Source organism: Acidithiobacillus sp. M4-SHS-6, from assembly GCF_047421495.1.
Taxonomy (GTDB): domain Bacteria; phylum Pseudomonadota; class Gammaproteobacteria; order Acidithiobacillales; family Acidithiobacillaceae; genus Acidithiobacillus.
On sequence record NZ_CP175559.1, the window covers coordinates 2,653,609 to 2,673,363 of the forward strand.

Annotated in this window: 22 protein-coding genes; 6 read left to right on the plus strand and 16 right to left on the minus strand. The window is 57.7% G+C overall.

The window, feature by feature from the left end; translation table 11 throughout:
- Positions 1-5 precede the first annotated feature (5 nt).
- The 3 genes from ACJU26_RS13765 to ACJU26_RS13775 are packed head-to-tail and all read right to left on the minus strand — an operon-like array spanning position 6 to position 3,939.
- Complete coding sequence (locus tag ACJU26_RS13765; protein ID WP_414040183.1) at positions 6-1,061, minus strand: OmpP1/FadL family transporter; 1,056 nt, start codon at positions 1,059-1,061, stop codon at positions 6-8.
- Between the two features lie 18 nt (positions 1,062-1,079).
- Entirely contained in the window at positions 1,080-1,763 is a 684-nt protein-coding gene (gene lolA, locus ACJU26_RS13770; RefSeq protein ID WP_414040184.1) for an outer membrane lipoprotein chaperone LolA, read from the minus strand.
- Positions 1,735-3,939 carry a DNA translocase FtsK gene (locus tag ACJU26_RS13775; protein ID WP_414040185.1) on the minus strand — a complete coding sequence of 735 codons (2,205 nt, stop codon included), beginning with the start codon at positions 3,937-3,939 and terminating at the stop codon, positions 1,735-1,737. Before ACJU26_RS13775 ends, lolA begins: the two co-directional genes overlap by 29 nt.
- Here ACJU26_RS13775 and ACJU26_RS13780 point away from each other — a divergent pair.
- Positions 3,938-4,081, plus strand: a complete 144-nt coding sequence (locus ACJU26_RS13780; protein ID WP_414040186.1) for a hypothetical protein — start codon at positions 3,938-3,940, stop codon at positions 4,079-4,081. The genes ACJU26_RS13775 and ACJU26_RS13780 overlap by 2 nt on opposite strands.
- A 90-nt stretch (positions 4,082-4,171) precedes the next feature.
- Here ACJU26_RS13780 and ACJU26_RS13785 read toward each other — a convergent pair whose 3' ends face one another.
- Positions 4,172-5,599: an APC family permease gene (locus ACJU26_RS13785; RefSeq protein WP_414040187.1), complete on the minus strand. Its 1,428-nt coding sequence runs from the start codon at positions 5,597-5,599 to the stop codon at positions 4,172-4,174.
- Positions 5,600-5,757: 158 nt separating this feature from the next.
- Between ACJU26_RS13785 and trxB the strand changes: the two genes are divergently transcribed.
- Positions 5,758-6,729 carry a thioredoxin-disulfide reductase gene (gene trxB, locus ACJU26_RS13790; protein WP_414040188.1) on the plus strand — a complete coding sequence of 324 codons (972 nt, stop codon included), beginning with the start codon at positions 5,758-5,760 and terminating at the stop codon, positions 6,727-6,729.
- A gap of 3 nt (positions 6,730-6,732) precedes the next feature.
- Entirely contained in the window at positions 6,733-7,323 is a 591-nt protein-coding gene (locus ACJU26_RS13795; RefSeq protein WP_414040189.1) for a Smr/MutS family protein, read from the plus strand.
- On the opposite strand, the gene ACJU26_RS13800 is transcribed toward ACJU26_RS13795, so the two are convergent.
- The 5 genes from ACJU26_RS13800 to ispD form a co-directional block, all read right to left on the minus strand.
- A complete protein-coding gene (locus ACJU26_RS13800) occupies positions 7,320-7,526 on the minus strand; it encodes a CopZ family metallochaperone (RefSeq protein ID WP_414040190.1) in 207 nt (68 codons plus the stop codon). The genes ACJU26_RS13795 and ACJU26_RS13800 overlap by 4 nt on opposite strands.
- A 9-nt stretch (positions 7,527-7,535) precedes the next feature.
- Positions 7,536-8,015: a heavy metal-responsive transcriptional regulator gene (locus tag ACJU26_RS13805; protein ID WP_414040191.1), complete on the minus strand. Its 480-nt coding sequence runs from the start codon at positions 8,013-8,015 to the stop codon at positions 7,536-7,538.
- 84 nt (positions 8,016-8,099) lie between these two features.
- Positions 8,100-8,390, minus strand: a complete 291-nt coding sequence (locus ACJU26_RS13810) for a hypothetical protein (RefSeq protein ID WP_414040192.1) — start codon at positions 8,388-8,390, stop codon at positions 8,100-8,102.
- Entirely contained in the window at positions 8,391-8,867 is a 477-nt protein-coding gene (gene ispF, locus ACJU26_RS13815) for a 2-C-methyl-D-erythritol 2,4-cyclodiphosphate synthase (RefSeq protein ID WP_414041991.1), read from the minus strand.
- On the minus strand, positions 8,867-9,580 hold the full coding sequence (gene ispD, locus ACJU26_RS13820; protein WP_414040193.1) for a 2-C-methyl-D-erythritol 4-phosphate cytidylyltransferase: 714 nt from the start codon (positions 9,578-9,580) through the stop codon (positions 8,867-8,869). Before ispD ends, ispF begins: the two co-directional genes overlap by 1 nt.
- 339 nt (positions 9,581-9,919) lie before the next feature.
- Between ispD and mfd the strand changes: the two genes are divergently transcribed.
- The 3 genes from mfd (at position 9,920) to gorA (ending at position 15,929) form a co-directional block, all read left to right on the plus strand.
- A complete protein-coding gene (gene mfd, locus ACJU26_RS13825) occupies positions 9,920-13,384 on the plus strand; it encodes a transcription-repair coupling factor (RefSeq protein WP_414040194.1) in 3,465 nt (1,154 codons plus the stop codon).
- The gene (gene serB, locus ACJU26_RS13830; RefSeq protein ID WP_414040195.1) at positions 13,381-14,490 is read left to right on the plus strand and encodes a phosphoserine phosphatase SerB; all 1,110 of its coding nucleotides are present in this window, start codon (positions 13,381-13,383) and stop codon (positions 14,488-14,490) included. Before mfd ends, serB begins: the two co-directional genes overlap by 4 nt.
- Positions 14,491-14,579: 89 nt before the next feature.
- Positions 14,580-15,929, plus strand: a complete 1,350-nt coding sequence (gorA, locus tag ACJU26_RS13835) for a glutathione-disulfide reductase (RefSeq protein WP_414040196.1) — start codon at positions 14,580-14,582, stop codon at positions 15,927-15,929.
- Positions 15,930-15,974: 45 nt separating this feature from the next.
- On the opposite strand, the gene ACJU26_RS13840 is transcribed toward gorA, so the two are convergent.
- The 7 genes from ACJU26_RS13840 to radC form a co-directional block, all read right to left on the minus strand.
- Entirely contained in the window at positions 15,975-16,793 is an 819-nt protein-coding gene (locus ACJU26_RS13840) for an S-methyl-5'-thioinosine phosphorylase (RefSeq protein ID WP_414040197.1), read from the minus strand.
- The gene (locus tag ACJU26_RS13845; protein WP_414040198.1) at positions 16,793-17,341 is read right to left on the minus strand and encodes a hypoxanthine-guanine phosphoribosyltransferase; all 549 of its coding nucleotides are present in this window, start codon (positions 17,339-17,341) and stop codon (positions 16,793-16,795) included. The genes ACJU26_RS13840 and ACJU26_RS13845 overlap by 1 nt, the downstream gene beginning before the upstream one ends.
- Before the next feature lie 7 nt (positions 17,342-17,348).
- Positions 17,349-17,726, minus strand: coding sequence for a DsrE/DsrF/DrsH-like family protein (locus tag ACJU26_RS13850; RefSeq protein ID WP_414040199.1), 378 nt, complete (start codon positions 17,724-17,726; stop codon positions 17,349-17,351).
- A gap of 107 nt (positions 17,727-17,833) precedes the next feature.
- Entirely contained in the window at positions 17,834-18,196 is a 363-nt protein-coding gene (locus ACJU26_RS13855) for a YtxH domain-containing protein (protein WP_414040200.1), read from the minus strand.
- Positions 18,197-18,222: 26 nt separating this feature from the next.
- On the minus strand, positions 18,223-18,576 hold the full coding sequence (locus ACJU26_RS13860; RefSeq protein ID WP_414040201.1) for a hypothetical protein: 354 nt from the start codon (positions 18,574-18,576) through the stop codon (positions 18,223-18,225).
- 123 nt (positions 18,577-18,699) lie between these two features.
- Positions 18,700-19,068 carry a diacylglycerol kinase gene (locus ACJU26_RS13865; protein ID WP_414040202.1) on the minus strand — a complete coding sequence of 123 codons (369 nt, stop codon included), beginning with the start codon at positions 19,066-19,068 and terminating at the stop codon, positions 18,700-18,702.
- Positions 19,065-19,739, minus strand: coding sequence for a RadC family protein (gene radC, locus ACJU26_RS13870; RefSeq protein WP_414040203.1), 675 nt, complete (start codon positions 19,737-19,739; stop codon positions 19,065-19,067). Before radC ends, ACJU26_RS13865 begins: the two co-directional genes overlap by 4 nt.
- Positions 19,740-19,755 lie beyond the last annotated feature (16 nt).

Sequence of the window (19,755 nt, forward strand, 5' to 3'; positions counted from 1 at the left end):
CGGAGTCAAAAATGCCGGGAAATAGCCGCACCGAAGTTGAAGGTGCTGGCTTTATAGCTTCCGGGAAAAGGCTGGGCATAGGAAGTGGCACTACCGGAAAGGGCATAGGAAGCCCCGAGGTCGTACTGCCAATGTCCAAGGCCGATACCCAGGCCAAAGGACACCAGGTTGCTGCTCGGCGCCGGTGCGGCAGCCTGGATACTGGAGCCATCCGTCGGACTGTCTTCGTGGGCGAGCCCGCCACGCAACGCCAGGAACTGACTGAAGTGATAGCTCAAACCCAGACGATAGGCGAGGGCTGATTTCCAGCCGAGGTTACCATAACCGGGTAGGCGGGTATTACTCCAGTCGTTCCAGTCCACATCCAGCTCGGTGGCAAATGCGGGTGTGAAGCGGTAGCGGATACCGGCCTGGACCTGACTGGGCAGGCGAATATCGCTCCCCACGTTGGCTGTCGAGCGGTAACTCAGACCCGCATTGAAGGTTTCGGTGGTGTAGAACAGGCCGACATTGCCGCCGACACCGCCGCCATTGCCGGAATGCGGTCCAAAAGTAGTGCTGAGACTTTGGTAATAATCCAGCCCTGCACCAATACTCAGATTGGGCAGAATCAGGTAAGCCACACCGGGATTGATGTCGATGATGCGCAGATCATTTTTGTAGGGCTGCGTCTGCTCCGCACTTAAGCTCCCCACTGGCCAGGTGGCTTTGATCCCATAGGGAGAGGTAATGCCCAGTCCGGCAGCCAGAGGCAGATCATCAAAGCGGTGGGTCACGAACAAATTGGGCATGATCAGCAGATTATTGCTGGCACCCACCCCATCTTTTTTATAGCGGGACTCTGAAGCCAGCACATCCAGACTGGCGCGAGTTCCGGGGAAAAACACCATGCCCGCAGGATTAGTGGCAAAACTGCTGACGGGACTGGCATCGGCTACGGTAGCCCCCGCTTCGGAAAGACCCACGACTGATGTGGGCACCGCAAACCCGGATGCCTGGGCCTGCACGCTGACAAAAAGGCCCAGGGCCAGAAGGGTCAAACCGGTTTTGACATTACGCATGAGCCACTCCAGAAAAATTTATTGCGAAAGAACATCGACTCCGGCAGGAGCGGTAAACTGGAACTCCTTGGCCGGAATGGCAGAGTTGATTTGTATATGGGTAAAATGCAGGACGGTCTCCTGCTGGAAAGCATCTTCCATACGCATTTCTTGCAGGATGCCTGCCTGGTTAAAGCCCAGACGCAAGGAGGTGAAACCCTGATCCTGACCGTTTTTGGGACGCAGCAATAACCAGTGCAACTGATTTTTTGTGCCCAGATCGCTGATATCAAAACGCTGGCTCAGGTCATCATTGCCGGCAATCAAGGCCGCTGGGGTGGAACCCAGGGCCTTCCCCAGGGGTTGAACGGTAACCTGTTGCAGAGCGGGCTCATAGAGCCAGACTTTGGTCCCGTTGGAAACAATGGTCTGTCCATTGGCACCACTGTAGTCCCAGCGAAATTGGCCGGGGCGGGAAATCCACAGACGACCACTGGCCTTTTTGACAATCTGGCCGTCATGGTTCGCCACTTCCTGACTGAATTGGGCAGTAATGGTATGGGTGCCCTGAAAAAAATGATGCAAAATATCCAGGCCGGAAGCCGCCGTTGCCCATGAGCTCCAGCCCAGTAAACAAACAAAGCCCCCGATTGACCACAGTCGCCAAAAACCACGGCTCCTGGATTGCATCGATTTAATCACGCCCCGGTGGTGCTGCTCCATAAATTTCCCTGCTCCCGTTACTTTGCAAAGGGCCAACAACACCCACTCTTTCCATTTCTTCAATCATGCGTGCGGCGCGATTATAGCCCACCTTCAATTGTCGCTGCACGTAGGAAATGCTGGCCTTGCGACTGCTGGTGACAATGGCCACCGCCTGATCATAAAGGGGATCGGCATCTTCGCCGCCAGCACCATCCAGATCCTCACCGTCAGCACTTTCACCACCCTGTAAAATACGCTCATCATACTGGGGTGCGCCCAACTGGCGTAAGGACTCTACGACACGATGCACCTCGTCGTCACTGACAAAGGCGCCATGCACCCGTTGCGGGTAACCGGAGCCCGGCGGCAGATAGAGCATGTCTCCCTGACCCAGCAGGGTTTCAGCACCCATCTGGTCGAGAATGGTGCGCGAATCAATCCGCGAGGAAACCTGAAAAGCGATCCGGGTCGGTACATTGGCCTTGATCAGACCGGTGATGACGTCCACGGAGGGACGCTGGGTCGCCATGATCAGGTGCAATCCGGCGGCCCGGGCTTTCTGGGCCAGACGGGTAATCAGGGTTTCCACTTGCTTGCCGACCACCATCATCAGATCCGCAAACTCGTCAATGATCACGACAATGGCGGGTAAGGTATTGAGGGTGATGGGCTTCCCGTCCAGATCCTTGTCAGGACCCGGTAAAGGATGCCCCGCCGCAATGGCTTCCTTGACCTTCTGATTATAGCCGGCAAGATTGCGGACGCCGACAAAAGCCATCAGTTTGTAGCGTCTTTCCATCTCCGCCACGCACCAGCGCAAGGCATTGGCCGCTTCTTTCATGTCCGTGACCACCGGTGCCAGGAGATGCGGAATTCCCTCATAAATGGATAATTCCAGCATCTTGGGATCCACCATGATCAGGCGCACCTCGGCGGCCGTAGCCTTGAAGAGGATGCTCAATATCATGGCATTGACGCCCACGGATTTGCCGGCGCCCGTGGTCCCCGCGACGAGGAGATGGGGCATTTTGGCCAGATCCGCCGAAACCGGCTGGCCGGCGATGTCCTGCCCCAAGGCCAGAGTCAACAGACTCTTGCTATGGCTGAAGCCAGAACTGGAAAGTACTTCCGACAACCGCACGGTTCGTCGCCGGGGATTGGGCACCTCGATACCCATGGTGGCCTTGCCGGGAATCGCCTCCACCACCCGCACCCGGGCCGCCAGCACGCGGGATAAATCCTTGCTGAGTCCCGCCACCTGGCTCACCTTGACGCCGGGAGCCGGTTCAATTTCAAAGCGGGTGATCACCGGTCCGGGGTTGGCGGCTACTACGGTGGCCTGCACCCCAAAATCGGCCATTTTTTCTTCGAGCATGCGTGACTGCTGGGCCAGGGTTTCGGGGTCCAGCTGACCAGTGGGGTCCATGGGGCCGGCGGGGTCCAGCAAGGCCAGATCAGGGAGACCATCCGCCCGGGGAGGACCCACAGGTGCTGGCAATGGCATCTGCCGGGCATTTTTTGGCGACGGGGTTGTGGCGACGGATCGTGACTTTTTGGCCGCGAAAAAACTCGGAGATGCCTCGGCGGCCTTGCTTTCTAAAACCGTCGGACTTGGGTTCGATAGAACGACCGCGCTCTCCGATGGAGGCTTCCCCCTTCGCCTGAATCGGGGCATGTTGAGTCGCGGGCGGAAAGGCACATTCAGGCCGCGCCAACGGCGGGAAACGTTCCCAAGTCTGGTCAGCATTTCCCGGGGACCAAGCCCTGTCAGCAGAAATATACCAAGCACGAAAACGGCCAGAAACAGCAGGGCACTCCCGCCGGAACCTATCAGCGGCTGAAAGAGGCTGGAGATTTCCTGACCGAGGATGCCTCCGGCAAGGGTACCACGCACCGGCCACCAAGCTGCTGGCCAGACCAGGGCCAGAAAAGTCATCATGCCCAGCAAAATGGCCAACCCGCCGACGGGGGCCAAGCGGCGCCCCGGCCGCTGCCGAAACCAATGATTCCAGAGCTGCACCACCCAGGCATAGAGGGTCAGCGGCAGCAACCAGGCGGCCATTCCCATGAACTGCACCAGGAAATCCGCCAGATAAGACCCGGCTTCTCCTCCCCAATTTTGTACAGCCAGCCCTTTGCCACTGTTAAACCAGCTGGGATCAGCGGGATGGAAACTCAGCAAGGACATGGCCATGAATGTTGCCATGGCCAGCATGATCAACAACAAGGCCTCTCGACGCCAGGATTTTCGAGGCGTGGCTTTTGCTGGCCCGGCCGGAGTGGGGCGGACCGTTCTGGGGGTATTACGGGTAGCGGAACTCATGCTGGCAAGCTAAACGAGGCGTGCATGGGTGTCAAGCCTTGAAACCCGAAGAAACACTTACAAATGGCGCTGTTAGCGCTTCATGATAAAGCATCTGGACAACTTATTGGGGTGGGCGGACAGTGCCCAGATGATGGCGGTGATCGGGATGAATCCGACCATGCACCCGCATCACATACAGCAGTACCAGCAGACCGAATCCCAACCAGGCGGCCAGCGACCAATCCAGAGGATAGGCCAGCGGCACAATGGACTCATATAAAACCCACCAGAACAAGCCTGTGGCAATGACAGGCAGGAGATAATGATAGAGCAGGCGGGTGTTGGTCCCTTCATGATCCGCATGGGCCAGACGCATCAGGGATACGTTCATCAGGGTATGGGCAGTGACCAGCCCGAACAGAACACTCGTGGTCAATACATTAAAACCGTTACTGGACCCAAATACCGCCACCGCCAGCACCGCGACCAGGATGGTCAAACCGGTGATCACCGTAATGCTGCGTTGCGGAGCCTGGGTATTGCTGACTTGCGCAAAGCGTTCGGAAATCAGGGCGTCCCTTCCAATGGCATAGAGAACCCGGGAGGAGCTGTTCAACAAGGCAAGGCTATCGGCCATGGCGCTATTGATGGCGAGGATGACCAGCGCTATGCCACCCACTGGGCCGAGATAACGCAAGAAGACCGTCACTCCGGGCGCATCGGCATTGGCGAAACTGGCCATCTCCGTCGGCCCCCACCCGACGGTCAGGGCATAGGCGGAAAGCACCAGCGCGGCACCTACCAGGGTCAGGGAAAGCAATGCGGCCTTGCCAATCAGTCTGCCACGCTGGGTTCTGGGGCCCCGCACCTCTTCACCGAGGGGCGTATGGCTGCCAATACCAATAAAGCTGGTAATGGCGAATATCATGCCCATGGCCACCCCTTTGCAGCCATCTGGCGGGATGGAAAAAGGCGCCCAGGGATGCAGCGGTGCCGCCTTGGCAATGATGACCATGGAGGCGATGACCAGAAAGGCCACCTCCACAAAACTGGTCACCGCCACCACGCGAATGCTGGGACGAATCCCGGAAATACTGAGTATCCAGGGAACCCCAATAAAAAACAAAATGGTGATCAACCAGAACCAGGCGGGTAAGGGGTAACCCATACTTTTTGCCAGCCCCGGCAAAAAAACGCCGCCCACATATACCGGAATGCCCGCCACACTGAGCAACTGATAGAACACCACCATAAAACCCGTGAGTAATGCCGGACGGGCCCCCAGACCCGCCGCCACATAGGCATAATATCCACCCGCTGAAGCCCGGTGTTTGCTGAGATGATAGATAGTGTTCATTTCGATGAACATGAGCGCAAAAGCCCAAAGATAGGAAAGGGGCAATGCCACCAGCGCAAAAGCTGCACCGGCAGTCATGAAAGCCACCACATCGCAAGTGGGCGCCATGCCGGAAATACTCTGACTGATCAAACCCCAGAGACTGACCACATCGCCTTTCAGGGTTTCGGGAGCAGTACCCACCTTTGACATCACGCAAAATCCATTAATGCAACATGGTTGCATTATTAACAAGCGCAAGTATTACTGTCAACTGTAAGATTGATATGAGCAGAGGGTTCTCCGGAGTCATTACAGACCTTCTCGGTTAATGTTAGACTGAATATCTAGTCTGACTAGAGAGGAACCCCATGAGCGACTCCCGAAGTGTCATTGATGAAAAGCACGCCCGTTTAATGATTCTGGGCTCTGGGCCCGGAGGTTATACGGCCGCCATTTACGCGGCAAGAGCCAATCTGCAGCCACTGTTGGTCCAGGGCATGGAGCCTGGCGGACAATTGATGACCACCACCGATGTGGATAACTGGCCGGGTGCCGCAGAGGGCATCATGGGTCCGGAACTCATGCAGCAACTGGAAAGGCAGGCCAGACGCTTTGATACGGAAATCGTCTTTGACCATATCCATCAGGCCGACCTGAGCCGACGTCCGTTTCGGCTTTGTGGCGACCAACACGTTTACACCTGCGATGCCCTGATTCTGGCGACGGGGGCCTCTGCCAGATACCTGGGTTTACCCAGTGAGGAAAAATTTCGTGGCAAAGGGGTCTCCGCCTGCGCCACCTGTGACGGATTTTTCTATCGCAACCAGGACGTCGCCGTGATTGGTGGTGGGAACACGGCGGTGGAAGAAGCACTCTACCTGAGCAACATCGCCAGGCATGTCACCGTGGTTCACCGCCGCGACAAGTTCCGTGCCGAGAAAATCCTGCAGGACAAACTCATGGCCAAGGAGAACGTGACCATTATCTGGGACCATGCCGTGGATGAAGTGCTGGGCGATGCATCCGGGGTTACCGGACTGCGCATCAAGCATGTGAAAAATGGCGACACCCAGGATTTAACCCTGATGGGGGTATTTATTGCCATCGGCCACAAACCCAACACCGACATTTTCAAGGGACAACTGGAAATGGATGCGGGTGGCTATTTGATCACCCGTGGAGGACGGGACGGCATGGCCACAGCCACCAGCATCGCAGGAATTTTTGCTGCCGGCGATGTCCAGGATTATGTGTATCGCCAGGCGGTCACCAGTGCGGGAAGCGGCTGCATGGCGGCTCTGGACGCCGAGCGCTGGCTGGAGCAGCAGGAGGAGGGTTGAATCATGAGACGGCGGCGGCCATCACCGCAACCCTGGGTATCGCCCTCCGTCCTTCCTGAAGAAAAGGCCTTTTTTGAAGCCGCCATGGCGGATGTGAAACGTTTTTCTGCACCGCCCGCACCGGCTCGCCCCAAACCTCCGGCACCCGTGGCCGCACAAAAGCAAAAAGAGGATCTGGAAGTACGCGCCGCCCTCGGTCGACCATTGAGTAGTGACGAAATACTGGAAACCGGGGACGAATGGCTGTATTTGCAGCCGGGACAGTCCCCTGCCCTGCTCCGGGATCTGCGCAGAGGAAGGATCCGGATTCAGTCGAGGCTGGATTTACATGGCTGCAATGTCGAGGAGGCCCGTCTGGAGTTGGCGGCCTTTTTGCACGAAGCCCAGCAGTGGCGCTGGCATTGTGTATGTATCGTGCACGGCAAGGGACTGGGCTCCCCTGGCCGAATACCGGTTTTGAAAAGACTGGTGGGTGCCTGGTTGATGCAACATCAGGAAGTGCTGGCTTTTGCCCAGGCCCGTCCCGGAGAAGGGGGTAGCGGCGCCTTGCGGGTACTGTTGGGCTGGCGGCAACACCAGCGGCAACAGAATTAGCGGACCTGGGCCGTATAGCCTTCTTCTTCAACCGCCTGGATCAGGGCCTCAGGGTCCAGGGAAGTGCCCTCTACCGTGGCGCTTTGCGTATCCAGTTGCACGACAACCGACTGCACTTCGGGGATTTTCCGGAGAGCCTTCTCCACAGCCGCCACACAGTGTTGACAGGTCATCCCCTGAATGGATATCTCCACTTTCGTCATGAATACTCCTCAGCGTTGCCCGGCACTACGCTGGGCCGGTTGATCCCGGCTCACATCCCAGTGCCGCCGCACGACCATGTCGCCTTCGGCATCAGCCAGGGAAGCCAGAATGGGGCAGTCTTTCACCGAACCATGACCGGGGCAACGCTCTGTCTGTACCGCCAGGGCATTGCGCATTCTCTGCAGGTCGGCAATCTTGAAATCAATTTCGGCGATTTTCTGCTCGGTCAAGGCCTTGACTTCGCCCATATCATTTTCAGCGCTGCTGCTGATATCCAGCAATTCCTTCACTTCCGAGAGGGAAAAGCCCAGATTCTGGGCGCGGCGGATAAAGCGCAAACGCGATCCGGCATGACCGTCATAGAGACGGTAGTTGGATTGGGTGCGTTGCACCGGTTGAATCAGTCCGATACGCTCATAGTAGCGCAGGGTTTCTGCTGCCAGTCCGGCCTCACGGGCCAGGCGTCCAATGGTCACAGGTGTATCCAACTTGTCTCCCTCCTTATATTGACTCACGTTTTACGCTCCGAGGTGATAGTGTCCGCATTCTAAAGCATCTAGTCAACACAAAGGTCAAGTCTGTGCATACGCTCCTGGTCCCGGCCCAGTAAAGCTTCCGCGCAACCGGCGGCAATATATACCGGCAGGGAGGGAAAATGCCCATACCAGACTGTGCGCATCCTTCCAGTGGTATTCCAGGGCATCGGGGCGGGCGCGCAGGGCACGACGGGCGGCGTCCACTTCCTGGGTATTCAGTCCCCGTTCTTCGATCCAGAGCCAGTGATGGGCTCCCGCCCCGGAGAGGGCAAAAGGCAGGATTTCCGTGACCTGAAAATCCTCTTCCGGATAAATGGGGAAAACCATTCAGACATGCTGAATCAACGCCACCGCATGGGCGGCAATCCCCTCACCCCGGCCGGTATAACCCAATTGTTCGGTAGTGGTCGCCTTGACATTGATGCTGTCCTCGAAAACCTGCAGATCCTGGGCGATGTGTGCGCGCATTTGCGGGATGTAGGGCGCCAGTTTGGGGCGCTGGCAAACGATGGTGGCATCCACATTGCCGACCGCAAAGCCTTTTCCCTGGATCAGTCCATGACAATGGCGGAGCAGCAGTCGGGAATCAGCCCCGGCGAAGCGGAGATCCGTATCGGGAAAATGGCGGCCAATATCGCCCAGTGCGGCAGCGCCCAGCAAGGCGTCACAAATGGCGTGCAATAACACATCTGCATCGGAATGCCCCGCCAGCCCTCGCTCATAAGGTATCTGGACCCCGCCCAGAATCAGCAAGCGCTCTGGAACCAGGGCATGCACATCGAAACCATGGCCAACACGCACGATTATTTCTCCTCATCACGGGCCGCCAGGATAGCGGCAGCCAAAGCCAGATCATCCCCCAGGGTGATCTTGATATTATCCCCATGTCCTTGAATCAGGCGTGGACGCCAACCTTGCAGTTCCATGGCCGAGGCTTCGTCGGTAATGGGTGAGTCTGCTTCTTGCGCCACACGCAGGGCGGCGAGCAAAGCTCCCAGGGGGAATGCCTGGGGAGTCAAGGCCCGCCATAGTCCCTCCCGGTCGACGGTGCCAAAAGACAAAGCGTCTTTCTCGCGTTTGAGGGTATCGGCAACCGGTATGCCCAGCAAGGCGCCCTGGGGTGAGGCTGGCAGGCTGTCCAGCAAGATGTGCAGATCCTCACGGCGCAGGCAGGGTCTGGCCGCATCATGAACCAGTACCCAGTCCGTATCCGCAGCACCGGCTTCGCGCAATGCCTCCAGACCCAAACGCACGGAATCGGCACGCTGCTTCCCGCCGCTGACGGGTGCCAACGGCAATGCCAGTTGCTCGCCCAACCATTCCCGCCACAATCCGCTGTGCAGGTCTTCCTCGGGCAGGACCAGTTGGACGCCAGCTATCCGGAGTTCCCGCAGAAAAATGTTCAGGGTATGCACCAGCACCGGCTGGCCTCGGAGCGGCACATATTGTTTGGCCTGCGTTCCACCAAAACGCTGTCCCCTCCCTCCGGCGGGAATGATCACCCAGATCCGGTTCATCGGAAACCCGGCAGTTGGTAGGAAGGCTTTTTGCTCCAACGTCCCTTGCCTGTTGTTCCCCTGGTTGTTTTGGGCCTCATCCCGTTGGCAGGAGAAAACTTACCCTTCGGGTTTAAACAATTCGCCTGCCGGGCGCGGGATTTCGGCAAGAACAACAACGGCTCGTGCCAAAGTCGCTGCAAAGCATGCATACCAACTGCCGATTTTGGGTTCATCAGGTTGCCTTCAAATACATGGTATTCAATGGCAGTATCCGCAGTCTGTCCAGCAGGTGCAAGGGTTTGTGCTTTTGCAGTTTGCGCACGGGCACCTTACACTAGTCTCCCTGTATTTGCTGATATGACCCCGGATATTTTGGACCATTCTCTCTCTTTGGGCCTCGCCCCTCGCGCCGGTAGCACACGCATCTTCCAGCATCTTTTCGGGGCAGCCGACTGCTGGCTGGCCGCCGAAATGCTCCGCCAATGGCAGAAACCCCTGCTGGTGCTGCTGCCCAATCCCCGTGATCTGGAAGAATGGCAGCGCGAATGGGCCTTTTTTGCGCCCGATCTGGATGCCCCCCTGATTTTCCCGGATCGGGAGATTCTGCCCTATGATCGCCTGGCACCCCCCGCGGATGCGACGGCAACCCGTCTCGCAACATTGGCAGCATTACCCAACTGGCGCGGCATCTGTCTGGCGCCCATGGCAGCCGCCCTGCAACGTCTCCCGCCCAGAAGCTTTCTGGACCAGCACGCCTTTGTACTGGCCGTCGGCGACACGCTCCCCCCCGAAAGCTTCCGCCAACGCCTGATCGACGCCGGCTACCGCAATGTCAGCGAAGTGTCCGAGCCTGGCGAACTGGCCTGGCGCGGTGGCATCATTGATCTGTTTCCCAGTGGCAGCCCCTTACCCTACCGGATCGAACTGTTCGATACCCAGGTAGAAAGCATCCGGGCTTTTGATCCCGAAACCCAGCGAACCCTGGAAAAAGTGAGCAAGGTGTCCCTGCTCCCGGCGCGGGAAATCCCCGTGGATGCAGCCGCCCTCCAGGAATTCCGCAGTCAGTTCCGGGCCAAATTCAGTGGCGATCCGCAGCGCTCGGAAGTGTATCGGGCCGCCAGTCGTGGGCAGGTTCCTCAGGGTGCGGAGCATTATCTGCCTCTGTTTTTCACGGAAACCAGTCACTTACTCACCCATTTTCCCCCGGACGGGATTATTTTCATGCCTCCCGGCCTGGAAAACGCCAGCCAGCAAATCCGCCATGACTGGCAAGAACGCCATGAAGAACGCGCTCACGACTTCCATTACCCCATTCTTCCCCCTGAAGCACTGATTTTGACGCCAGTCGAATGGGAAAGCGCACTGCAGAGTCGCGCCCTGGTCCTTGGAGAACAAAATGGGATGGGCGAAGCCTTGCCGACGGCACCTTTACCCGCCCTGCAGGGAACCCCGGAAAAGCCATTGGCGGCGCTGGAAAACTTTTTACGCCAACTCCCTCCCCAGGGACGCGCCCTGATTGCCGCCGAATCACCAGGCCGTCAGGAAGCCCTTTCTGAACGCCTCACCACGACAGGGCTGACTGCCGCCCGCCTGAAGAACTGGCCGGATTTTCTGGCTTCCTCAGAAAAAATCGCCATCACCGTGGCGCCCCTGGAGCGCGGCCTGCTGATCAAGGACAAGGGTCTGGTCCAGCATGCGCTCGTTTCGGAAGCGCAGATTTTCGGGGATCGGGTATTTGCGCAAAGACGTGGCGCCCAGATCCGGCAACGCAATGTGGAAGGGTTGATCCGGGATCTGGGCGAACTGCAGCTCGGCGATGCGGTGACCCACGAGGAATATGGTATTGGTCGTTTTCAGGGGATGCGCACGCCCTTTGCGGCCCAGGGCGACGTCAATGAATATGTGGTTCTGGAATATGCCCAGGGAGATCTGGTGTATGTGCCCGCCGATCATCTCGATCGCATTGCCCGGTATGTGGGTAATGGTGCCGCAGAACCGGTACTTTCCCGGCTGGGAAGTCATCAGTGGGAAAAAGCCAAATCCCGGGCTCGGGAAAAGGCCATTGATGCCGCCAGCGAACTGCTGGACATTTATGCCCGGCGGGCGGCACGCCAGGGACGCGCCTTTGCACCCCCGGATGAAGCCTATTGGGACTTTGTTTCCCGTTTTCCCTTTGAAGAAACTCCCGATCAGCAACAAGCCATTGATGCCGTGATTGCCGACATGACCAGTCCCCATCCCATGGATCGTCTGGTCTGTGGAGATGTGGGCTTTGGCAAGACCGAGGTGGCGCTGCGTGCGGCTTTTCTGGCGGCCCATGGCGGGGCGCAAGTGGCCGTACTGGTGCCCACCACTCTGCTGGCCCAGCAGCATTATGAAAATTTTCAGAACCGCTTTGCCGGCATGCCGCTGCGGGTGGAGGTGCTTTCCCGCTTTCAGAAGAGCAAGACCCACAAGGAGATTCTGGCAGCTACCCAGGCGGGGGAAGTCCAGATTCTGATCGGCACCCATCGCCTGCTCCAGAAGGATGTGCATTTCAAGGATCTCGGCCTGTTGATTCTGGACGAAGAACACCGCTTCGGGGTTCGCCAGAAAGAACAGATCAAGGCGCTGCGCGCGGAAGTGGATATTCTGACGCTCACCGCCACCCCCATTCCCCGCACCCTGAACCTGTCTCTGGCGGGATTGCGGGATTTATCCATCATTGCCACGCCTCCTCAACGTCGGCAACCAGTGCGCACTTTTGTGCAAACCTGGGAAGACGCCGTCGTGGTCGAAGCCTGTCAGCGCGAATTGCACCGGGGCGGCCAGATTTATTTCCTGCACAATGAAGTGCGGGATATTGAACGGATGGCCAGCCATCTCCGGCGACTGCTTCCCGAAGCCCGGCTCCGCGTGGCCCACGGACAAATGCCTGAAGGCGAACTGGAAGCGGTCATGCTCGATTTTTATCATCAGCGCTTCGATATTCTGCTCAGCACCACCATTATCGAATCGGGCATCGACAATCCCCACGCCAATACCATCCTCATCAATCGGGCGGATAAATTTGGCCTGGCGCAGTTGCACCAGCTTCGCGGTCGGGTGGGACGCTCGCATCAGCGGGCTTATGCCTACCTGTTCACCCCCGATCCACGGGCCATGAGTGATGATGCCCGCCGGCGACTGGACGCCATTCAGTCTTTGGAAGATCTGGGTGTAGGTTTTGCCCTGGCCAGTCATGACCTGGAAATCCGTGGTGCCGGTGAACTCCTGGGTGAAGAACAGAGCGGGCACATGGACGAAGTTGGTTTTACCCTGTTCATGGAATGGCTCAATGATGCGGTGGCCGCCATTCGCGCTGGCAAGGATCCGCGCAGTCTGGCCGAGCAACGCGCCAGCGGGCCGGAAATTCATCTGAACACGGCGGCCCTGATCCCCGAGGATTACCTGCCTGACGTGCATTTACGCCTGCAATTTTACAAACGTCTCAGCGATGTGCGCAGCCATGCGGGCATTGGTGAAATCATGGTGGAAATGGTGGACCGCTTTGGTCCGCTGCCCCCTCCGGCCAGAACGCTGCTTTGTCAGACCCAGCTCCGCCTCCTCGCCACCCAGATGGGGATTGAACAGATCGATGCCGGCCCCTCTGGCGCCCGTCTGCAATTTGCCCAGGAAAACCAAGTGTCTCCGGAAAAAATCATTCAACTGGTGCAGCGCCCGCACAGCATCTACCAACTGGACGGCGCCCAGCGCCTGCGCATTCGCCAGGACTTTCCCGACGGCGAAGCGCGTTGTCAGGCCATCATCCCCCTTGTCGAAGCCTTGAGGATACCCGCATGAGTAGCACCCGCCTTGCCCTGTTGAGTCCTGCCGAACGCGGCCCCATGACCTTACCCGCCAGCATGGGACAATTCGTCCATAGTACCGAAAGCCATCAGCAAATCTGGGGCTCCTGGCTGCAAAGCTGGCATCTGCCGGTGGCCGTCAGCGAAATTGTGCCCTTTCTGGATGAATTGTCCCGCCAGGCCCTGCATCAGGATCGGGAGGTTTTTTGGTCCTCCATGCCCAGCGACTGCCACAGCTATCGCCTGGTTCTGCGGGGTCCGCTGCAAGCCGAGGCCCTGCGCCGCGCATTGACCACCCTGCACCTGCAAGACTGCATGCCCGGACGGATCCTCCATGCCCAGGGCGACAGCCTGGCCATCGCCATGCATGGTCCCCAGGGGCCTGCCCCCGCCTTCAATCGGGCACTGACCGACGCGTTGGAGGGTATTCAGGTCGATCTGGCCATGACTCCGGTCTGGGAACCCGGCCATTTCCGGCTGTTGCTGACCGATATGGATTCCACGCTGATCAGCATTGAATGTATTGATGAAATGGCCGACCACCTGGGTCTCAAACGGCAGGTCGCGGCCATTACCGAACGCTCCATGGCGGGTGAGCTGGACTTTCAGACTTCCCTGCGGGAACGGGTGCGCCTGTTGCAGGGTACGCCGGCCAGTACCATCGATGCCATCATTCGCGAACGCCTGCAGCTCAGCCCGGGCGCCCGGGAGCTGATCCGGGCCGCCAAGGCGCAAGGGCTCGAAACCGGAGTGGTTTCCGGTGGTTTCACCCAGTTTACCCGGCACCTGCAAGAGATGCTGGATCTGGACTATGCCTTTGCCAATACCCTGGAAATCGTCGATGGGAAAATCACCGGCCAGGTGCTGGGCGACATTGTGGATGCGGACGCCAAGGCCGACCTTCTCGATTTATTGGCCATCAGCGCCGACACCGATGCCAGCCACTGCATTGCCATAGGTGACGGAGCCAATGATCTGCCTATGCTGCGCAAGGCAGGAGTCGGCATAGCCTATCACGCCAAGGCCGTGGTCCGGGCACAGGCGGACTTTCAGATTCGTTACGGAGGGCTGGACACCGCCGTCGATTTTCTGGGCTGGTAAAAAATGCCGCATTTCCTGAATGCGGTGCTTCAGAACCGGCTATAATCCGCCGAGCAAGGGTGCTTGCACGCAGAAAAGGATGAGAGTAAATGGACCAGCAATATGATTTGATGGTGATTGGCGGCGGCAGTGGCGGTATCGCCACGGCGAACCGCGCTGCCCAGTACGGTGCCAGAACCGCCCTGATTGCCGAAGGTCCACTGGGAGGAACCTGCGTCAATGTCGGTTGCGTTCCCAAAAAAATATTCTGGAATGCGGCGCATCTGGCAGAGCAGATGCGTATGGCTGAAGAACACGGTTTTACGGCCATCACTCCGTCTTTTCATTGGGAACAGCTCAAGGCCCGAAGGGATGCCTACATTCATCGCCTGAATGGCCGTTATGCCCAAGGTCTGGATGGCAATGGCGTCACCTTGCTGCGGGGTCATGCCCGTCTGCTGGGAGACCATCAGGTGCAGGTCGGTAACCGAATCCTGCAGGCTCCCCACATTGTCATTGCCACGGGTGGTCAGCCCCTCTGGCCGGATATTCCTGGTGCTGAGTTGGGCATCACTTCGGATGGTTTTTTTGAGCTGGAACAGACCCCGCGCTGTGTAGCCATTGTCGGCGCAGGGTACATTGCCGTAGAACTCGCTGGCGTTCTGCATGCCCTGGGCAGTGATGTCTCCCTGGTCATGCGCCGCCATCATTTTCTGAACGACTTCGAGCCCATGCTCCGCGAACATCTCATGGATGCCATGCTGCATCAGGGAATCAACCTGCTCGCCCAGCGCCAGGTCCGCGCACTGGAGCCACGGGAGGATGGTTTATGCCTGCATTTTCAGGATGGAGACTGCCTGGGTGGTCTGGATACGGTCATTTGGGCCATTGGCAGACGCCCCAACAGCGCCGATCTGGGCCTGGAGCATACGGAGGTGCAAAAAGATGCCCAGGGCTTCATTACCGTTGACGCCTTTCAAAACACTGCCAGCTCCGGCATTTACGCCCTGGGCGATGTGACCAGAGCCCCCGCCCTGACCCCCGTTGCCATTGCTGCCGGGCGCCGACTGGCGGATCGTTTATTCAACCAGCAAGCCGATCGCCATCTGGACAGTTCACTGGTGCCGACGGTGATTTTCAGTCACCCGCCCATTGCCACCGTGGGCATGGGCGAAACCGCCGCCCGGGAACACTACGGGGATGAAGCCGTGAAGGTGTATCAGACCCGCTTCACGCCCATGCTGCGGGCATTCTCCGAAGACCCGGTGAAAACCGCCATGAAACTGGTGACGGTCGGGCGGGAGGAAAAAATTGTCGGCCTGCATGCCATTGGGGATGGCGTCGATGAAATGTTGCAGGGATTTGCCGTAGCCCTGCGCATGGGTGCCTGCAAGCGGGATTTTGACGATACCATTGCCATCCACCCCACCAGTTCCGAGGAACTGGTCACCTTACGCTGATTTCCAGAACGACGGGGCTACGGAAAGGACCTGTAAGCGGCCTGTTTACTTATTATGCCGACTGTGCAGGTGCTTGAGGGCCTCTGGCCCCACGGAAACGCCACAATCACATTGGGGACAGTCTGCCAGTAGCGGAACCGTACTGGCCAGTATCGTCCGGACTCTTTCCATGCCCTCATGCATCACCGCATCAATGGCTTCCATGGTGATGGGTTCACTGGACTTGCCCGCCGCCGGGTTCACCACCAGGGACAGGGGTGCATAACATAAGCCGATTTCCCGCGCCAAAACGGCTTCCGGGGCGCCGGTCATGCCGACAATGTTCCCGCCATCCTTTTCGATACGTCGTATTTCCGCGATGGTTTCCAGCCGGGGACCCTGAGTTGCCGCATAGGTTGCCCCATCCAGCGCCGCCACTCCCGACACTTTTGCCCCCTCCAGCAGTCGTTCACGAATAAGTCTGCAATAGGGCTCAGAGAAATCAATGTGGACCACCATGCTTTCGCCACCTTCAAAAAAGGTACCGGGCCGCCCACTGGTATAGTCAATCAACTGATCCGGAACACAAATTACGCCGGATTGCATGGCCTCACTGATGCCACCCACCGCCGCCACGGCGATGACATGGGTGACCCCCACATGGTGCAAGGCCCAGATATTGGCACGATAGTTCACCCGATGGGGAGGGATGGTGTGCCCATATCCATGCCGGGCCAGAAATACCACTTCCTGTCCACCCAATTCCCCAAAAGTCAGCGGACCAGAGGCTTCTCCAAAGGGCGTCCGCACGACCCGACGATTGCGAATCTGGAGATTATTGAGTCGGGTTAACCCACTACCACCAATAATGCCAACCACACCCATCAGTGATCCTCCGGGAGCGCAAAAATGCCTGGGGCATTCCGCCCCAGGCCTCGAGCATCCAGACCATAACCAAATACAAAGCGATCCGGAACATCCAGGCCCACATAATCCACCTGCAGATCCACAGAACGCGGACGCAGCTTGCGTACCATCACCGCCGTATGAACGGCGACGGCGCCTTCTGCCATGCAAAAATCCTGGATGGACTTGAGGGTAATTCCCTCATCGAGAATATCATCCACCAGCAGCACGATGGCACCTGCGAGGGATTCCCTGGGACGGGTGCACCACTGCAAGTCGCCACCACTGGTTTCCGAACCATAACGGCTGACCTGGACACAATCCAAGATCATGGGGAAATGCAGATGCGGCATGACTTGCCCTACCACCACGATGGCACCCGTCAGCACACAGAGCAGTACCACCGGACGATGTGGCGTCAGGTGTTCGAGGTCCTTATTAATGGAAGCGGCCATCCTCTGGATGGCCGCTTCCACCTCTTCCGCACTGAACAGATGTTCAGCGGGCCCCAAATGGGTCGGTGTCATTTTGGCATCAATAGGTAAAGGTGACCACATCGTCGTCCATGGCTTGTTCAATCACATAAGCACCACCGACTACGTCAGACACTTCGGGAATCAAGTCTTCCTTGGTGCAATTCCACAGTTCGAGGGTCGGGGTGCAAGCAAAGAACTTCACGCCAGCTTCATGGGCATCCTTGATGAAATCATAGACACTCTTGGGGCTGCCGGGCATCACGAACAATTTTTCCGCCACACCCTTTTTGGCCAGTTCACCGGCCCGAGCGGTCAGCACCACCTCCACATCAAAATCCATGGCAGCAGCCACGGTCGCCTGGAAGAAAGGCGCACCCAGCTCCTGGGGATTGGAAGGATCGGTATTTACCATAACCATCAACAATTTATCAGCCATCTGTATCTCCTTAAAAATTCAGCCTGCACATCATAGCCGTACCGATCCGCTACCGCACCATGAAATGATTGATTACACCATAAAAAGTCCCGCATTCAACCCGCTCGTTAGACGTCCTCTTCCTCTTCAAGCAGAATTTCGCGTCGGGCACGGGCGCTGCGGGTAAGGATATCCCTTTCCTCCGCCAATGCCCGTTTGGCTACCTGAATAGCCTCCAGCAGATCCTCCCGCTTGGACTCCATCAGATCGCTGCCAGAATCCATCAGTCTTGCGGTTTTTTCCTGAATTTCATCAATCAGCACGCCAATACGTTCTTCGGCCAGTGATTCGATGTTGTAAAAGCGCTCTTTACCCTTGTCCATGGCCTTGCGTAATTCCTGTCGGGTTTCCGCGCCACTGGCCGGTGCCAGCAACAAAGCCCCCACTGCACCTACCAGGATCCCCACTACAAAACCTTCCGCGTTTCTCATGGCCTTTCTCCTCGCCGTTTCCGACTTTACCGTTTTCGTGAAAAATAGCGCCAACCGGCGCGCAGGGCCCGGTACCACATACCGAGTTCCTGCACCGGTTGAACCAGGGTTTCGGTGGTTTCCATGATTTCCCGACTGAGATATTTCATGGTGGAATCCATCCGATTCATTTGTATGCGACCGACCTGAGTCATTTTCTTGATGTCCACCAAAGCCGACTTGAGTTCAAAAATAAGGGGACCGACATCCTGTTCTGCACGGGCCAGCAATCTTTCCAAACGCAGAAAGGTCCGGATAAATACGCCGGCAGTCACCGCAATGATCAGTAAAATAAAGATCAAGACGACGGCAATAACGGTAATACCTGCGTTAACGCCCATTCTCCCTCCCTGCGTATTGAAAACTACTGGCAAGCAGCCGGGCACCATAAATACCACCCCGGCCCATATATATATAACCATTAATCATTATAGGCGGTAACGAGCCATCGGGTAAAACCCATCTCATCCACTCCCCCCATGGAAGCGCTGCCACAATAACAGCAACAGCAGCAGAATGCCGACACTACTCAATACAAAAACCGCTGCCGCCCCGCAATCCTTGGCGCGAGCCACCAGGGGGTGAAACTCTGGACTGACCAGATCAGCCAGGGACTCCACGGCACTGTTCAGCAATTCTGCCGCCAGCAGCATGGCCATGAGCAGCAGCGCCAAGCCCCACCACCACAGGGAAGCATGTACCCATATCAAAAACAGCACGGCGCCCATCAGCGCCCATAATTCCGCACGAAAACTGGCTTCTTCCCGAGCGGCTATGCCCAGCCCGCGCAGGGCGTAGCGAGCGCGTCTCCAGATGGGCCGATTTTTATTCACCAGCCACCCTGCTCACGCAAGGACAGGGGCTCTCCATCACCCACAATAAAATGGTCCAGCAAACGCAGTTCCAGCAATTGCATGGCGGTTTCCAGCCGCCGAGTCAGCGCCAAATCGGCGGAACTGGGCTCCGCCACACCGGATGGGTGGTTATGGGCCACGATCAAAGCCGCCGCGTTCAATTCCAAAGCCCGCTTCAAGATTTCCCGGATATGCACGGTCGCTCCATCAATAGTCCCCGAAAACATTTCTTCCAGCTTTAAAACCCGATGCCGGTTATCCAGAAAAATGACGGCGAAAACTTCCCGACACCGATCGCGCAAACTGGCCGACAAATACTGGCGCACCCGTTGGGGCGAATCCAGACAGCTTCCCCGTTGCCACTCTTCCGCCAGATGTCGCCGTCCCATCTCCAATACCGCCTGCAGTAAAGCATATTTTGCATTACCCATGCCATGATAAGCGCAGAACTGGTCACGTGTTGCCGTCAGCAAGGCGCGCAGACCGCCAAAACCTTGCAGCAATTCCCGGGATACATCCACCGCGCTCTTGCCCGCCACGCCAACCCGCAAAAAAATCGCCAAAAGCTCGGCATCCGACAAACTCTGGGCGCCCTTCTGCAACAATCTCTCCCGGGGACGCTCGTCCACCGGCCAATCAGTAATAGCCATTTGCTCCCTCCTTCCC